Raw genomic sequence first — 14,080 nt, 5'->3', positions numbered from 1 at the left:
GTCAGCGCGCGAGCAGCTCGCGCAGCGTCGCCACGACCTCCCCCGGCGCCTCCTCGGCCAGGAAGTGCCCGGCGCGCGTGGTGCGGTGGTCGAGGTCGGGCGCCCAGGCGGACCACAGGCCGGCGGCGTCGTAGCCCAGCGCGGCGCCCCAGTCCTGCTGGACCACCGTGACCGGCATGGCCAGCACCCGGCCCCGCGCCCGGTCCTCGCGGTCGTGGACCACGTCGATCCCGGCGGACGCGCGGTAGTCCGCCACGATGGAGGGGACGGCCTCGCGGCTCGCCCGCAGGTACTCGGCGCGGTGCTCGGCGTCGATCGCGGCAGGGTCGGCGACCCACCCGTCGAGGAACGAGGCGAAGAACGTGTCGGCGACGGCCTCGATCATCGGCTCGGGCACGCCGACGGGCTGGGCCATGAGGTACAGGTGCCACGCGACCTTGGCGTCGGCGCCGTGCAGGACGTCCCACATGTCGAGGGTCGGCAGCACGTCGAGCACGAGCAGGTGCGTGACAGCCTCCGGGTGGTCCAGGCCGGCGCGGACGGCGACGAGCGCACCCCTGTCGTGCCCGGCGAGGGCGAACCGCTCGTGGCCCAGCGCACGAACCAGCGCGACCACGTCCGCGGCCATCGTCCGCTTGGCGTAGGTGTGCTCGTCGGCCTCGGCGGGCTTGTCGCTCGCGCCGTACCCGCGCAGGTCGGGGCAGATGACGGTGTGGTCCCTCGCCAGGTCCGCGGCGACGTGCCGCCACATGACGTGCGTCTGCGGGAAGCCGTGCAGCAGGACGACCGCCGGGCCGCTGCCGGCGACGGCGGCGTGCAGGTGCACGCCGGCGGCCGTCTCGACGCGCTGGGACGTGAAGCCGGGGATGGTCAGGGACATCGGTGCGCTCCTTGCAGGTGGGGACGAGCACCACCCTGCCCACGTCGGATCAGCGCCCGATCAGCGGGCTACCCTGCCGGGGTGACGGCGGTGGAGGTCCGGGTGCTGGGCCCGGTCGCCGCGACGGCCGATGACGTGGACCGTCCGCTGCGCAAGCCGCGGCTGCGCGAGGTCCTCGGCCTCCTCGTGGCCGGGCACGGGCGCACGGTCACCACCGGCGCGCTGGTCGAGGACCTGTGGGACGGTGCGGCGCCGGCCGGCGCCGTCGGCGCGGTCCGCACGTTCGTCGGGGAGCTGCGCCGCGCGCTGGAGCCGCAGCGTGCGCCCCGCACGCCGTCGCAGCTCGTCGTCACCACACCGACGGGGTACGCGCTGCACCTGCCCGAGCACGCGGTCGACGCCTGGCGCGTGGGCGCCGCGGCCGCCGCCGCGCGCGCCGCGTCCCCCACCGCGGCGGCGGCCCTGCTCACCGACGCCCTGGCCCAGTGGCGCGGTGACGCCTACGAGGAGTTCGCGGACCGCCCGTGGGCGCACGCGGAGCGTGTCCGGCTCGCCGCCCTGCGCGCCGACCTGACCGAGCGCCTCGCCGACGCGCTGCTGGCGACCGGCCGGGCAGCAGAGGCCGTGACCCTGCTCGACCCGCACGTGGCCGCGCACCCCTGGCGCGAGGACGGGTGGCGGCTGCTCGCCACCGCGCTGCACCGCGCGCACCGGCCCGCGGACGCCCTCGACGTGCTGCGGCGCGGCCGGCGGACGTTCGCCGACGACCTCGGCCTGGACCCGGGGCCGGCGCTGGTCGCGCTGGAGCAGGAGATCCTCGACCGCCGTGAGCACACCTGGAGCGACGCCGGCCTGTCCGCCCTCGACCGCCGCGGCGCCCGCGCCCGGCTCGAGGCGTCGCCCGCCGTCCTGTCCAGCCTGGCGGTCTCGGGCGACCTGACCACGGTCCGGGCCCAGCGCCTGGCGGCCGTCGCCGCGGCCGAGCAGCTCGACGACCCCCTGCTGTCCGCGCGCGTCATCGGCGGGCTGGAGGCACCGGGGGTGTGGACGCGGTCCGACGACGAGGACCTCGCGCGGGCGGTCGTCGCGGCCGCGGTCCGCACGCTGCCGCGCGTGGCCGGCAGCCCGCACGCCACGGCCCGGCTGCTGGCGACCATCGCGCTGGAGGACCGCGGGACGGCGGCACGCGAGCCGCAGGCGCAGGAGGCGGAGGCGCTGGCCCGCGGGCTGGGCGACGACCGGCTGCTGTGCCTGGCCCTGAGCGGCCGGTCCATGCAGCGGTTCGGGCGGGCCGGGCTGGCGGGCGACCGCGAGCGCATCGGGGCCGAGCTGGTCGCGGCTGCGCGGCGCGCGGAGTCGACCACCTTCGAGATCTGCGGGCGCATCGTGCGGCTGCAGGCGCTGTGCGCACTGGACCGGCTGGACGAGGCAGCCGCCGAGGCCGACGCGGTCGACGCCCTCGCCGCGGCCGCGGAGCGGCCGCTCGCCTCGACCTTCACGGACTGGTTCCGGCACGGGTTCGCGGACGCCCCCGAGCCAGCGGCGCCCGCGGAGATGCCCGGCTTCTCGCGCGGGATCGTCGCGCTGAGCCGTCTGACGCGCGCGGTGCGCGCCGGGGCCGACCTGCCCGACGGCGACCTCGGGCCGTACGCGCCGTGGGCCCGGCCCCTGCTGCTCGCCCGCAGCGGGTACCGCGACGAGGCACGACGCGCGCTGGCGACCGCGCCGGAACCGCCGCACGACCTGCTGCTCGAGGCCACGTGGGTCCTGCTGGCCACCGTCGCCCGTGAGCTCGACGAGCCGGCGGTCGGCGCGCGCGCCGCCACGGTGCTGCGCCCGGCGGCCGACGAGCGCGCCGCCGGCAGCGGCGTGATCGACCTGGGGCCGGTGCGCCGGCTCCTCACGCCCTGAGGGCGGGCTGTCACACCCGGCCGCTCGCCGGTGTCTCCGTGTCGTCAAGGACGTCCCCACGACGCACGAGGAGCAGTCATGACCGACACCACACGGGTCCCACCGGCCGAGGTCGACGGCGTGGCCGGTGCACTGGTCAGGTTCGTCGCCCGCAGGCGGCTCGGCCGCGTACCCGCCTCGCTGGGCGTGCTGTGGCACCACCGGGGCGTCATGACGGCCTCGATGGGTGCCGGCCGCAAGGTCGAGGGCTGGCACGCGCTCGACCCCCGGCTCGCGTCGTACGCGGCGATGGCGACGGCCGCGACCGTCGGCTGCGAGTTCTGCCTGGACTTCCAGTACTTCCTCGCGCACGACCACGGGCTCGACGAGGCGAAGGCCCGCGAGGTCCCCCGCTGGCGCGGGTCGACGGTCTTCAGCGCGCTGGAGCGCCGGGTGATGGAGTACGCAGAGGCGGCGAGCCTCACCCCGCCCGCGGTGACCGACGAGCTGTCGGACGCGCTGCTGGCCGAGCTGGGACCCGCCGGGCTCGTCGAGCTCGCCGCGCGCGTCGGGTTCACGAACATGACGGCGCGCATGAACGTCGCCCTCGGCATCCGCTCCGAGCACTTCGCGGCGGCCTGCGGCCTGGCGCCGCTGCCCGCGCCGACGGCGCGCGCGGGTGCGCAGTAGGTTGACGAAGGTGACCGGTGCGGCACGTGTCGTGGGCGACGACCCGTTCGTCGTGCACCGGGGCCTGCTGTTCACCGTCGCCTACGAGATCCTGGGCTCGGCCGCCGACGCCGAGGACGTGCTGCAGGAGTCGTGGCTGCGGTGGGAGGCCGTCGACCGGGCGCGGGTGCTGGCGCCGCGCGCGTACCTCGTGCAGGTCGTCACCCGCCAGGCGCTCAACCACGTGCGCACGGCGGCGCGCCGGCGCGAGGAGTACGTCGGCGAGTGGCTCCCCGAGCCGCTGCTGACCGCGCCCGACGTCGCCGAGGACGTGGAGCTCGCGGAGAGCCTGTCGATCGCGATGCTCACGGTGCTGCAGACGCTGGGACCGGCCGAGCGCGCCGTCTTCGTGCTGCACGAGGTGTTCGACGTGCCGTACGACGAGGTCGCGCGGGCCGTCGGGCGCACCCCCGCGGCCGTGCGACAGATCGCGCACCGCGCCCGGGACCACGTCGCCGCCCGACGGCCGCGGGTCGCCGTCGCACGCTCCGAGCACGAGCAGGTCGTCGAGCGGCTCGTGCGTGCGCTCAACACGGGCGACCTCGACGGCCTCGTGGCCCTGCTCGCCCCCGACGTCGTCTCGGTGACCGACAGCGGAGGCAAGGTCCGGGGCGCGTCCCGAGGGCCGGTCGTGGGCGCCCTCCGCCTGGCCCGGTACCTCATGGGGGGAATGGCGCGGAGCGCCGGTGCCCTGCGCGCGAGCGCCACGTACGTCAACGGCCGGCCGGCCGTGCGGATGGAGCTCGACGGCCGGGTGGCCGCCGTGGCGAGCGTCACCGTCGACGGCGGGCTCGTCACCCACGCCCACACGATCGTGAACCCCGACAAGCTGGGCCGGCTCGACCGCCCGGTCGACGTGCGGCGGTGAGCCAAGGGTCGCTGCTCTCACGGGTGGCGGGCGCGTACCGGGTCGGCCGCGCAGGCTCCGCGGCAGCGTGAGGCAGCCCGGACCGGCGGTGCCGTCGGGGGCTCATGCCTCCCGCACGAGCTGCGCCGAGAGGTACCGCGTCGCGCCCGTGGCGAAGCGCTCGTGCGGGCCCGTCCCGTCGAGGGCCGCGAACGGGCGGAACGCCCGCTGCGCCACGCGCGGGATCCACGTCCGCACCAGCTCCGCGCGGCGCGCACCGTCCAGGCCCAGCGCGTGCACGACCTCGGCGGTGACGTCGTCCTCACGGACCGGAACGAGCCCGCTCGAGCGCAGCTGCGCCCGCGTCACCGCAACCTCGCCGGCGGGCCGGAAGTCCGCCCAGGCGAACGTCCCGCCGGGGCGCAGCACGCGGTGCACCTCGGCGACGAACCGCTCGGTCGAGGGGTAGCAGTGCGACGACTCGACGTTGAGGACGACGTCGAACGACGCGTCGTCGAACGGCAGGGCGAGCGCGTCGCCCTGCATGAACCGCAGCCCCGGGCCGCGCCGCTGCCGCCGGCTGAGCCGCACCGCCGACGCGGCCAGGTCCACACCCGTCGTCGTCGCGGGCGCCAGCGCCCGGGCGACCCAGGACGCTCCCCCACCGCGCCCGGACCCGACCTCCAGCACGTCGGCGCCCGTCAGGTCGAGTCCGTCGAGGACGTGCGCGTAGAGCTGCACGCCGTAGCGGTCGGGCTCGTCGGCCGGGTCGAGCGCGAGCGGCGCCGCCGTGGGGTCGAGGGGTGCGAACCCGTAGTTCATGAACGTCCACGCCGGCTGCCGCACGCGCGCACCCAGCAGCTCGTAGCACGCACGCCACGCGAGCTGTCGCAGTCCCATCCGGTGACCGTAGCGGCCGGGGCCCGTGCCGTCAGGCGTCGTGGGGCGGCCGGGCGCCCGCGGTCCGGCGACACTCCGTGACGAAGAACGACCGTGCCGGCCAGCGGCAGCGCCGGCAGCGAGACCCGAGTCAGGGCCGACGCCTCGCCGCCGCCCAGCACGGCGGTGGCCGCGGCGAGCAGCGCGCTGACCAGCACTGCCCCGCGCACGAGCAGCTCACTTGCCGCGACGGACCTTCTGGATGATGAGGCCGAGGACGAACCCCGCCACCAGGACGCCGAGACCGACCCACCAGGGTTGGTTCATGCCGATCGAGACCATGACTCCTCCTTGGCGAGCTGACCGCCGAACCATCCCACCGCACCAGGCCCGAACCCCGTCGGCAGCGGCTCGTGGTCGCCCGTCATCCCGGCGACGGCCCCGCCACCACCCACGCTGCACGACGACGACCCGGGTCGTCGAGCCCGGCACGGCAGGTCTGCCCGCCACCACGGTGCGCTCCTGCCGCAGCCGGCGCGCACCTGAAGGTCACTTACGGCCGCGGATCGTGTTGACGATGACGACGATGACGACCGCCAGCACCAGAAGGCTGGACCCGACCCACCAGGGAAACTCCTGTCCTACGGAGAACATGGCCCCTCCTCACGCCCGAGCGTGCTCGCCGTCGCTCGGTCACGGTGCTCGGCGACCACGACCGTGCGGAGCCTGAGGCTCGTGGTCCACCGGGAGCTCATCTCCGGTTCCGGATCTTCATGGCGATGAAGCCGACGACGAGCCCGAAGGCCACGATGCTCAGACCGACCCACAGCGGGAACTCGCGTCCTATCGAGACCACGACTCCTCCTCACGTGAGCTGACCTCCGACCACCCCCAGGGTGGCAGATGCCCCCGCGACCGCCGGCGATGCGCCTCTGCCGGCGCCGAGCGGGGGGTCGAAACCCGTGGCGCCGAGGCCCGCAGCCGTCAGGACGTCGCCGGCAATAGCCAGTCCCTTCGCCCAGCCCTTGCGGCTGGTCCCGGGGGGGGTCGAGGTAGCTGACAGGGTTGCCCGACGCGTACGCGTACGGGTCGGACTCCTGCCGCGTGGGGTCGTACTGCGTGAAGCGCCCGAGCCGTGAGAGCCCCGTCAGGTCGTCGCGGGCGGACGCCGCGGCCACAGCCCTCGCGTCCCGCTGACCGCCCACACCAGCGCCCCGGCACCGAGCAGGCCGATCAGCAGCCCCGTGACGTGCAGCACGAGCGAGCCGAGCCCGCGCTCGGGCAGCAGGAACCCGTACGGCACCCAGCCGTCCGTGCGGCCGCGGGTCAGCACGACGCCCAGCCACAGCACGGGGTACGGCAGCACGAGCCACAGCCGGCGCCACGGCAACGACGGGCGGTCGGCGACGACGAGCCAGTCGAGCACGACGAGGCACGGGAACACGACGTGCAGGACGGCGGTCACCCACGGCGGCGCCCCACCCGCACCCGTCGCGAGCACGTTGGACACCAGCGCGACGACGAGCAGGCACGCCGTCGCCACGGCCCGCGCGACGGTCAGCCACCCCGGGACGCGCCGGCCGGTGAGCGCGAGGACGCCCGTCACGACCAGGAGCACCCCCGTCGACAGGCTCGTCAGGTTGGTGAAGTACCCGAGGAAGTCGACGAGGTCCCCGCGTCCGGCCGCCCGCTGCTCGGCGTACGACAGGGCGAGCACCACGAGCACCGCCGACCCGACCACGACGCGGACGCTCGCGACGGAGCGGGACGTCGTCCCGCGCCCGGCATCGCGCACCTCAGCCCCGCACCCGCTCGAAGTACCACGACAGCAGCAGCCCGGCCGCGACGGCTCCCCCGCCGAACGCCGCCGCACCGCGGCCGTCCACCAGCGCGCCTCGGGCGAGGAGTGCGGCGCCTCCCGCGTTGACGGCGCTCCACGCCACGTTGACGGGCGCCGGGGAGTCGCCCCGCCCCGGCGGCCGCGCGAACGGCGACGTGAACCGCCGGCCCGACAACCCGGCGACGCCGTGCGGGACGGCGTTGGCCGCGAGCGCGCCGGCGGCGAACGCGCGGGTCAGCCGCGCCGGAGTGGTCCGCTGCGTCATGCGAGGAGTCTGCCGCGGGCCGGGCGCCACGGCGAGGGGCCGAGCCCGGGGACCACGCCCGGGCCGCTGCTCGGCCCCCGGTAGCATCGCCCCATGGCCGAGCGCGTGACCATCGGCGATCTCGCGCAGCGCCTGGGACTGTCCAAGGCGTCGGTGTCGTACGCGCTCAACGGGCGGCCCGGCGTGAGCGCGGAGACGCGGGCGCGGGTGCTGGCGCTGGCCCGTGAGCTGCAGTGGTACCCCAGCTCGTCGGCGCGGACCCTGTCGGGCGCGCGGACCGGCGTCGTCGGGCTCGTGCTGTCCCGGGACCCCGACCTGCTGGGCACCGAGCCGTACTACATGCTCGTCCTGTCGGGCATCGAGTCGGCGCTCATCGAGGCCGAGTACGGGCTGCTGCTGCGCATGGTCGGCACGGAGCCCGGCCGTGACCTGGCCGTGTACGAGCGGTGGGCGGGTGAGCGGCGGGTCGACGGCGTCATGCTCTTCGACCAGCGTCGCGACGACCCGCGCATCCCCCTGGTCCGGCACCTGGGCCTGCCGGCGGTGCTCAACGGCGCCGCGGAGCCGGGGGCCGCGCTGCCCGCCGTCGTGCCCGACGAGCACGGTGACGCGGACCGGGTCGTCGAGCACCTGCGCGACCTGGGCCACCGGCGGATCGTCCACCTGGCGGGCCCGTCGGGGCTGCTGCACGAGCAGCGCCGTGACCAGCTGGTGCGCGCGGCCGCGGACCGCACGGGCATCGTCGTCGAGACGGTCGAGGGCGACTACACGATGGGGACGGCGGAGCGGCTGACGACCGAGCGCCTGCAGCACGGGCCCGGGCCGACCGCCTGGGTCGCGTCCAACGACGTCATGGCGCTGGGCGTGGTTCGGGCCGCGGCGCGCGCGGGCATGGACGTGCCCGGCCGGATGTCGGTGGTGAGCTGGGACGACTCGCTGCTGTGCGAGATCGGGGCGCCGCCGATCACGGCGCTCGACCGCCACCCGCGCGACTTCGGCCGCCGCTGCGCGCAGGCGCTGCTCGCGGTGATCGCCGGCACCCCCGACGAGGACACCGGGCCGCGCCCGAGCGAGCTGCGGGTGCGCGCGAGCACGGGACCCGCCCCCGCCTGACCGGTCCCCCGCACCGCAACGCCGAGACCCCGGCGAGTGGACGCGGCCGCTGACTCCTGTCACGAATCCGTCACGAGGGGTTCCCGTTCGGCCTAACGGTGGATACGTTGTCCCCGCGAACTGAACCGGTTAGGCAGTACCCCGGCACTCGACAAGGGAGTCCCCGTGAAGCTTCGCCACCTCGCCGCAGCGTCCGTCCCCGTCCTGCTCCTCGCGGCCTGCTCCGGCGGGGGAGGTGGTGACGACTCCGCCTCCGGTGACGGCGACGTCACCCTCACCTACTGGGCCAGCAACCAGGGCACGAGCCTGGACAACGACAAGGAGGTCCTCACGCCCGTGCTCGAGCAGTTCACGCAGGACACGGGGATCGGCGTGGACCTGGAGGTCATTGGCTGGAGCGACCTGCAGACGCGGATCCAGACGGCCGTCACGTCCGGCCAGGCGCCCGACGTCGTCAACATCGGCAACACGTGGGCCGTGTCGCTGCAGGCCACGGGCGCGTTCCTGCCGCTCGACGACGCCGCGATGGACGCGATCGGCGGCGCGGACAAGTTCGTCGAGACCGCGCTGGAGACCGGCGGCGCCCCGGACACCGACCCCACGTCCGTGCCGCTGTACGGGCTGGCCTACGGGCTCTACTACAACAAGGCGATGTTCGAGGAGGCCGGCCTGCAGCCCCCGACGACGTGGGAGGAGATGGTCTCGGCCGCCCAGGCGCTCACCGACCCGGCGACCGGCGTCCACGGCATGGCGCTGGCGGCGGGCAGCTACACGGAGAACAACCACTTCGCGTTCATCAACGCGACGCAGAACGGCGCCGAGCTGTTCGACGCCGACGGCAACCCGACGTTCACCGAGGACGGCGTCGTCGACGGCATCGTGCGCTACCTCGACCTGATGCAGGCCGAGGACGTGGTCAACCCGGCCAACGCGCAGTACGACAACGCGTCGCTCGCCGTGGCCGACTTCGCCACCGGCAAGGCGGCGATGATCCTCAACCAGAACAACGCCAACGCGACGATCGAGTCCAACGGCATGGCGGCCGACGCGTACGGCGTGGTGCCCTTCCCCGCACCGGCGGACTCCGAGAGCGACGTGGCCAGCCACGTCGCCGGCATCAACATCTCGATCTTCGGCAACACCGAGCACCCCGACGAGGCCCTGCAGCTCGTCGAGTACATGACCAGCGAGGACGTGCAGACGACCCTCGGCAAGCCCTTCTCCTCGCTGCCCGTGCTGAAGGACGCGAAGGCCGCCTTCACCGACGACCCCGAGCTGGCCGAGACGTTCACGCAGATCTACAACGAGCGGTCCGCCCCGCTGCCGCTGGTGCCGGCGGAGGACCAGTTCGAGACGACCGTCGGGCAGGCGATGAACCGCATGTTCGCCACGATCGCGACCGGTGGCACGGTCACCGAGGACGACGTGCGCGAGGCCATGCAGACGGCCCAGGACCAGGTCCAGGCGTCGGTCGGCTGACCGCCGCGGACCGCACCGAGGAGGACGCCGTGGCCACGACCACGTCCACCGCCCCGCCGGTGCCCGCAGCGCGCACCGTGCCCGGGCGTCGCCGCCGCAGGAGCGGGTGGTGGCTGCCGTACGCGCTGCTGGTACCGGCGGTGCTGCTCGAGGTGGTCATCCACCTGGTTCCCATGCTCACGGGCATCTGGATCAGCTTCACGCAGCTCACACGGTTCTTCATCCGCGACTGGACGTCGGCCCCGTTCGTGGGGCTGCGCAACTACCAGGTCGCCCTGGACTTCGACGGTGCGGTGGGCCGCGCGCTGCTCAGCTCCTTCGCGATCACCTGCGCGTACACCGTGCTCGTGGTGGGCACGGCGTGGGTGCTGGGCATGGCCGCCGCCGTGGCGCTGCAGCGGCCGTTCCGGGGTCGCGCGGCGTTCCGCACGCTGTTCCTCGTGCCGTACGCGCTGCCCGTGTACGCGGGCATCGTCACGTGGAACTTCATGCTCCAGCGGGACACCGGGGTCATCAACCAGCTGCTCGTCGAGGACCTGGGGGTGCTGGACGAGCGGCCGTTCTGGCTCATCGGCGGGCACGCGTTCGCGTCGATCGTCATCGTCGCGACGTGGCGGCTGTGGCCGTTCGCGTTCCTCATGCTGACGGCCGGCCTGCAGTCCGTGCCCGACGACCTGTACGAGGCCGCGGCGATGGACGGTGCGCACGCGTTCCGGTCCTGGTGGTCCATCACGCTGCCGATGCTGCGCCCGGTGAACCTGGTGCTGGTGCTCGTGATGTTCCTGTGGGTGTTCAACGACTTCAACACCCCGTACGTGCTGTTCGGCACGTCGCAACCACCCGCGGGCGACCTCATCTCGTTCCACATCTACAACGCCTCGTTCCTCACGTGGAACTTCGGCGCCGGTGCGGCGATGTCGGTGCTGCTGCTGCTGTTCCTGCTGCTCGTCACCGGCATCTACCTGATCACCCTGAACCGGAGGTCGCGCCGTGCATGAGACCCGGGCGTTCAAGACCTTCCGCACGGTCGTGGTCGTCGTGCTCGCGGCGGTCACGGCCCTGCCGCTCTACGTCATGATCACGTCGTCGCTCAAGCCGCTGCAGGACGTGCGCGGGGCGTTCTCGTGGTGGCCCACCACGTGGACGTTCCAGCCGTTCGTCGACATGTGGACCACGGTGCCGCTGGCCCGGTACTTCGTGAACAGCCTGATCGTGTCGAGCGCCGCGACGCTGGCGAGCCTGGCGATCGCGATCTTCGCGTCCTACGCGGTGTCCCGGTACCGGTTCCGCGGCCGGACGGCATTCACCACCACGGTGCTGTCGACGCAGATGTTCCCCGGCGTGCTGTTCCTGCTGCCGCTGTTCATCATCTTCGTCAACATCGAGCAGCAGACGGGCTTCCAGTTCGTCGGCACCCGCATCGGGCTGATCATCACGTACCTGACGTTCTCGCTGCCGTTCTCCATCTGGATGCTGTCGGGGTACCTCGACAACATCCCGCAGGAGCTCGACGAGGCCGCTCGGGTGGACGGCTGCTCCCCCATCGGCGCGCTGTTCCGCGTCGTGCTGCCGGCGGCACGACCCGGCGTGATCGCGGTGGCGATCTACGCCTTCATGACGGCATGGGGAGAGGTGCTCTTCGCGTCGGTCATGACGACGGAGGCGAACCGCACGCTCGCGGTGGGGATCCGGCAGTACTCGACGCAGACCAACGTCTACTGGAACGAGATCATGGCGGCGTCGCTCGTGGTCTCGATCCCGGTGGTCATCGGGTTCCTGCTGCTGCAGCGGCAGTTCGTGGCGGGGCTGACCGCGGGGGCGGTGAAGTGAGCGGCGGGGGTGCGCGCACCTGACCACCACGTCGCGGACCGGTGGAGGGGACCGGCCTGCGGCAACCCCGCTGAGCAACCCTGCAGTGCAGCCCCGCAGTGCAGGCCCGCAGTGCAGCCCCGCAGCGCGGTCCGGTATGTCAGGATCCCTCCAGGTGCGCGGTCCGCCGAACCGTGGGCCGGGCAGGGACGAGGGGGGACCGGCGGTGACCGAGATCCGGGTCGACGAGCAGGAGACCGCGCGGTGGCGCCTCGGCGTGAGGTCGCTCGCCGCGGTCCAGGCCGCGGTGGTGCTGGCGAACCTGACGTCGTGGCCGGTCCCGCCCCTGCTGACGCTGCTCCCGGTGTTCGCGCTCGGCCTCGTCGTGGGCGTCTCCCGTGAGCGGGCACCGGGCCGGTGGTGGTTCGCCCTGGCGCCTCTCGCGGCCGTGACGGCCACCCTCGTCGCGCTCACCGGGGCTGTCGCGGACGACGTCGCGTGGTGGGTGGTCGGCGCGGTCGTCAGCGCCGCGCCGGCGTGGCTCGTGGCGTCGACCGGGCGCCCCCTACGGGCCACCCGGTCGGACCCGGCGTGAGGGGCACGACGCCCGACGTGGCGACGCCGTCGGGTGCCGCGGGTGAGATGGGATGAGATCGGCCCGTCCGCGACGTGTGTCCGGTTACCCTGCGCCGATGGGACGCCGTGGCCCGAAGCAGGAGGTCGACCTCGTCGAGGAGGACGGGGCCGGCGACGGCGCGTCGGCCGACCCGCCGGACGGTGACGCACCCGGGGACGGCGCCCCGTCCGGCACCGACGCCGCACGCGCACGCCGGCGCAGGGCCACCACGCTCGGGGCGGGTCTGCTCGCGGTCCTCGTGCTCGTCGGCGTCATCGGGCAGGGCGTCGTCACCGCCCGCGAGCGGGACCGGCTCGCGGCCGTCGCCGCGCTCCGGGGCGTCCTCGCACCGCTCGACGGGCCGCCGCAGGTCCTGTGGACCAGCGACGAGGACATCCCGTTCCAGGTGGTGACCTCCGCCGGCCACGCGGCCGGGGCCGTGGAACACCCGGACGGCCGGGTCGTCGCGCGGGCGGTCGACCTGGCGACGGGCAGGACGGCGTGGGAGGTCGACCTGCTCACCGTGGCCGACGGCATGGAGCTGCCGGCGGGGGTGGTCCCGGTCATGCGCGGCTCCGCGTACTGCTGGCCCGGCGCCCCCGACAACCGCACGTCGGACGTGATGCTGTGCACCGCCGAGAACGCCGTCTGGGTCGAGGAGGACGGGACGATGCGCAAGATCGCCGCGACCGTCTCCCGCCTGGTCCTGCTCGACGCACGGGACGGCACGGTCGTCACCGACCTCACGGACGAGGCCGCTGCGGCGCCGGTCGCGGAGTCGTCCACCACCCTCGGCGACCTGGTGCTGCTGGCGGGCCGCACGTCCGACGGTGCCCAGGTCCGGGCCGTCCGACGCGACGGGTCCGTCGCGTGGCGCACCACCGTGCCCGCCCCGCCGCCCGCGGAGCCCGAGCCCGGAGGGTCGCCCGAGCAGCTGCAGCTGATCGGGGCCGGCGACCACGCCGCCCTCGTCACCCCCGATGCCGTGCACCTCCTCGGCGCGACGGGCGCGACGGTCCGCCGCACGCCCCGCGCCGCGGACGCCTGGGCCACGGGCTCCACCGACGGCACGGTCGTCCTGGGGACCGGCGGCGCGTACGCGCCTCCGGGCGACCCGCCGCAGGCCCCCGCGTCGTCGACGTTCATCCGTCCGGACGGCGCCGTCACCCGGCCCGGGGAGTGGGTGTGGCTGGGCGTCGACGACGGCACCGCGCCGTTCACGGCGCTCACGTGGGACGCCGACGGCCTGCACGCCTGGGACAGCGATGACGCACCGTTGTGGACCGCCGACGTCCGGCTGCCGCGCGAGGCCGTCGCCCTGGACGGCCTCGTCCACCTCGCGGACGGCACCGGGCTGCTGACGCTCGACGCGGGCACGGGTGCCGAGGTGTGGCGGATGACAGCCCTGCGGTCGGACACCCCCCTGATGACCGACGGCAACGTCCTGGTCGTCACCGCCGGGCCGACGCTGGGCGAGGACGGCGGAACCCGCCTCGTCGCGCTCGACCGCAAGGACGGCTCGGAGGTGTGGCGCGCACCCACGCCGGTCGACGTCGACAGCCTGTGGCCGGTGGGCGGCGTCCTCCTGGGCCAACGGTGGGAGCACGACGGACTGGACCAGGTGGTCGTCACCGCACTGGGGTGATCCGGTCCGGCAGCCGACGCGCGCCCCGCACGGTGCGGCGACCCCGCCCTGCTCGTCCGTACGACCGGCACGTCATCCCGGGGTTGGG

13 protein-coding genes are annotated in these 14,080 nt (G+C 74.5%); 9 read left to right on the top strand and 4 right to left on the bottom strand.

The annotated features are described in order from the left end of the window. Position 1 precedes the first annotated feature (1 nt). Complete coding sequence (locus tag KG103_RS02740) at positions 2 to 880, bottom strand: alpha/beta fold hydrolase (RefSeq protein WP_207340353.1); 879 nt, start codon at positions 878 to 880, stop codon at positions 2 to 4. A gap of 81 nt (positions 881 to 961) precedes the next feature. On the opposite strand from KG103_RS02740, the gene KG103_RS02735 reads away from it, so the two are divergent. The 3 genes from KG103_RS02735 to KG103_RS02725 all read left to right on the top strand — a co-directional run bounded on the left by KG103_RS02735 (position 962) and on the right by KG103_RS02725 (position 4,367). Beyond that, positions 962 to 2,791 carry a BTAD domain-containing putative transcriptional regulator gene (locus KG103_RS02735; RefSeq protein WP_207340352.1) on the top strand — a complete coding sequence of 610 codons (1,830 nt, stop codon included), beginning with the start codon at positions 962 to 964 and terminating at the stop codon, positions 2,789 to 2,791. A 78-nt stretch (positions 2,792 to 2,869) separates the two neighbouring features. Beyond that, a complete protein-coding gene (locus tag KG103_RS02730) occupies positions 2,870 to 3,460 on the top strand; it encodes a carboxymuconolactone decarboxylase family protein (protein WP_207340351.1) in 591 nt (196 codons plus the stop codon). A 10-nt stretch (positions 3,461 to 3,470) separates the two neighbouring features. Next, on the top strand, positions 3,471 to 4,367 hold the full coding sequence (locus KG103_RS02725) for an RNA polymerase sigma-70 factor (RefSeq protein WP_249670720.1): 897 nt from the start codon (positions 3,471 to 3,473) through the stop codon (positions 4,365 to 4,367). A 102-nt stretch (positions 4,368 to 4,469) separates the two neighbouring features. Here KG103_RS02725 and KG103_RS02720 read toward each other — a convergent pair whose 3' ends face one another. The 3 genes from KG103_RS02720 to KG103_RS02710 all read right to left on the bottom strand — a co-directional run bounded on the left by KG103_RS02720 (position 4,470) and on the right by KG103_RS02710 (position 7,330). Next, complete coding sequence (locus tag KG103_RS02720) at positions 4,470 to 5,246, bottom strand: class I SAM-dependent methyltransferase (RefSeq protein WP_207340350.1); 777 nt, start codon at positions 5,244 to 5,246, stop codon at positions 4,470 to 4,472. Positions 5,247 to 6,372: 1,126 nt separating this feature from the next. Continuing rightward, a complete protein-coding gene (locus tag KG103_RS02715; protein WP_249670719.1) occupies positions 6,373 to 6,966 on the bottom strand; it encodes a Pr6Pr family membrane protein in 594 nt (197 codons plus the stop codon). A gap of 55 nt (positions 6,967 to 7,021) precedes the next feature. Continuing rightward, positions 7,022 to 7,330 carry a hypothetical protein gene (locus KG103_RS02710; RefSeq protein WP_207340348.1) on the bottom strand — a complete coding sequence of 103 codons (309 nt, stop codon included), beginning with the start codon at positions 7,328 to 7,330 and terminating at the stop codon, positions 7,022 to 7,024. A gap of 93 nt (positions 7,331 to 7,423) precedes the next feature. On the opposite strand from KG103_RS02710, the gene KG103_RS02705 reads away from it, so the two are divergent. From KG103_RS02705 to KG103_RS02680, 6 genes are all read left to right on the top strand, one after another. After that, positions 7,424 to 8,443, top strand: coding sequence for a LacI family DNA-binding transcriptional regulator (locus tag KG103_RS02705; protein WP_207340347.1), 1,020 nt, complete (start codon positions 7,424 to 7,426; stop codon positions 8,441 to 8,443). 165 nt (positions 8,444 to 8,608) lie between these two features. After that, the gene (locus KG103_RS02700) at positions 8,609 to 9,922 is read left to right on the top strand and encodes an ABC transporter substrate-binding protein (RefSeq protein ID WP_207340346.1); all 1,314 of its coding nucleotides are present in this window, start codon (positions 8,609 to 8,611) and stop codon (positions 9,920 to 9,922) included. 29 nt (positions 9,923 to 9,951) lie between these two features. Then, positions 9,952 to 10,920 carry a carbohydrate ABC transporter permease gene (locus tag KG103_RS02695; protein ID WP_207340345.1) on the top strand — a complete coding sequence of 323 codons (969 nt, stop codon included), beginning with the start codon at positions 9,952 to 9,954 and terminating at the stop codon, positions 10,918 to 10,920. Beyond that, positions 10,913 to 11,752, top strand: coding sequence for a carbohydrate ABC transporter permease (locus KG103_RS02690; protein WP_207340344.1), 840 nt, complete (start codon positions 10,913 to 10,915; stop codon positions 11,750 to 11,752). The genes KG103_RS02695 and KG103_RS02690 overlap by 8 nt, the downstream gene beginning before the upstream one ends. 205 nt (positions 11,753 to 11,957) lie before the next feature. Beyond that, on the top strand, positions 11,958 to 12,326 hold the full coding sequence (locus tag KG103_RS02685; RefSeq protein WP_207340343.1) for a hypothetical protein: 369 nt from the start codon (positions 11,958 to 11,960) through the stop codon (positions 12,324 to 12,326). A 97-nt stretch (positions 12,327 to 12,423) separates the two neighbouring features. After that, positions 12,424 to 13,992 (top strand): outer membrane protein assembly factor BamB family protein, encoded by a 1,569-nt coding sequence (locus KG103_RS02680; RefSeq protein WP_207340342.1) that lies wholly within the window; start codon positions 12,424 to 12,426, stop codon positions 13,990 to 13,992. Positions 13,993 to 14,080 lie beyond the last annotated feature (88 nt).

Origin of the sequence: Cellulomonas wangleii (assembly GCF_018388445.1) — a bacterium.
Lineage (GTDB): Bacteria > Actinomycetota > Actinomycetes > Actinomycetales > Cellulomonadaceae > Cellulomonas > Cellulomonas wangleii.
The sequence above is the reverse complement of the archived record's forward strand: the minus strand, read 5'-3'. Positions and strand labels throughout refer to the sequence as shown.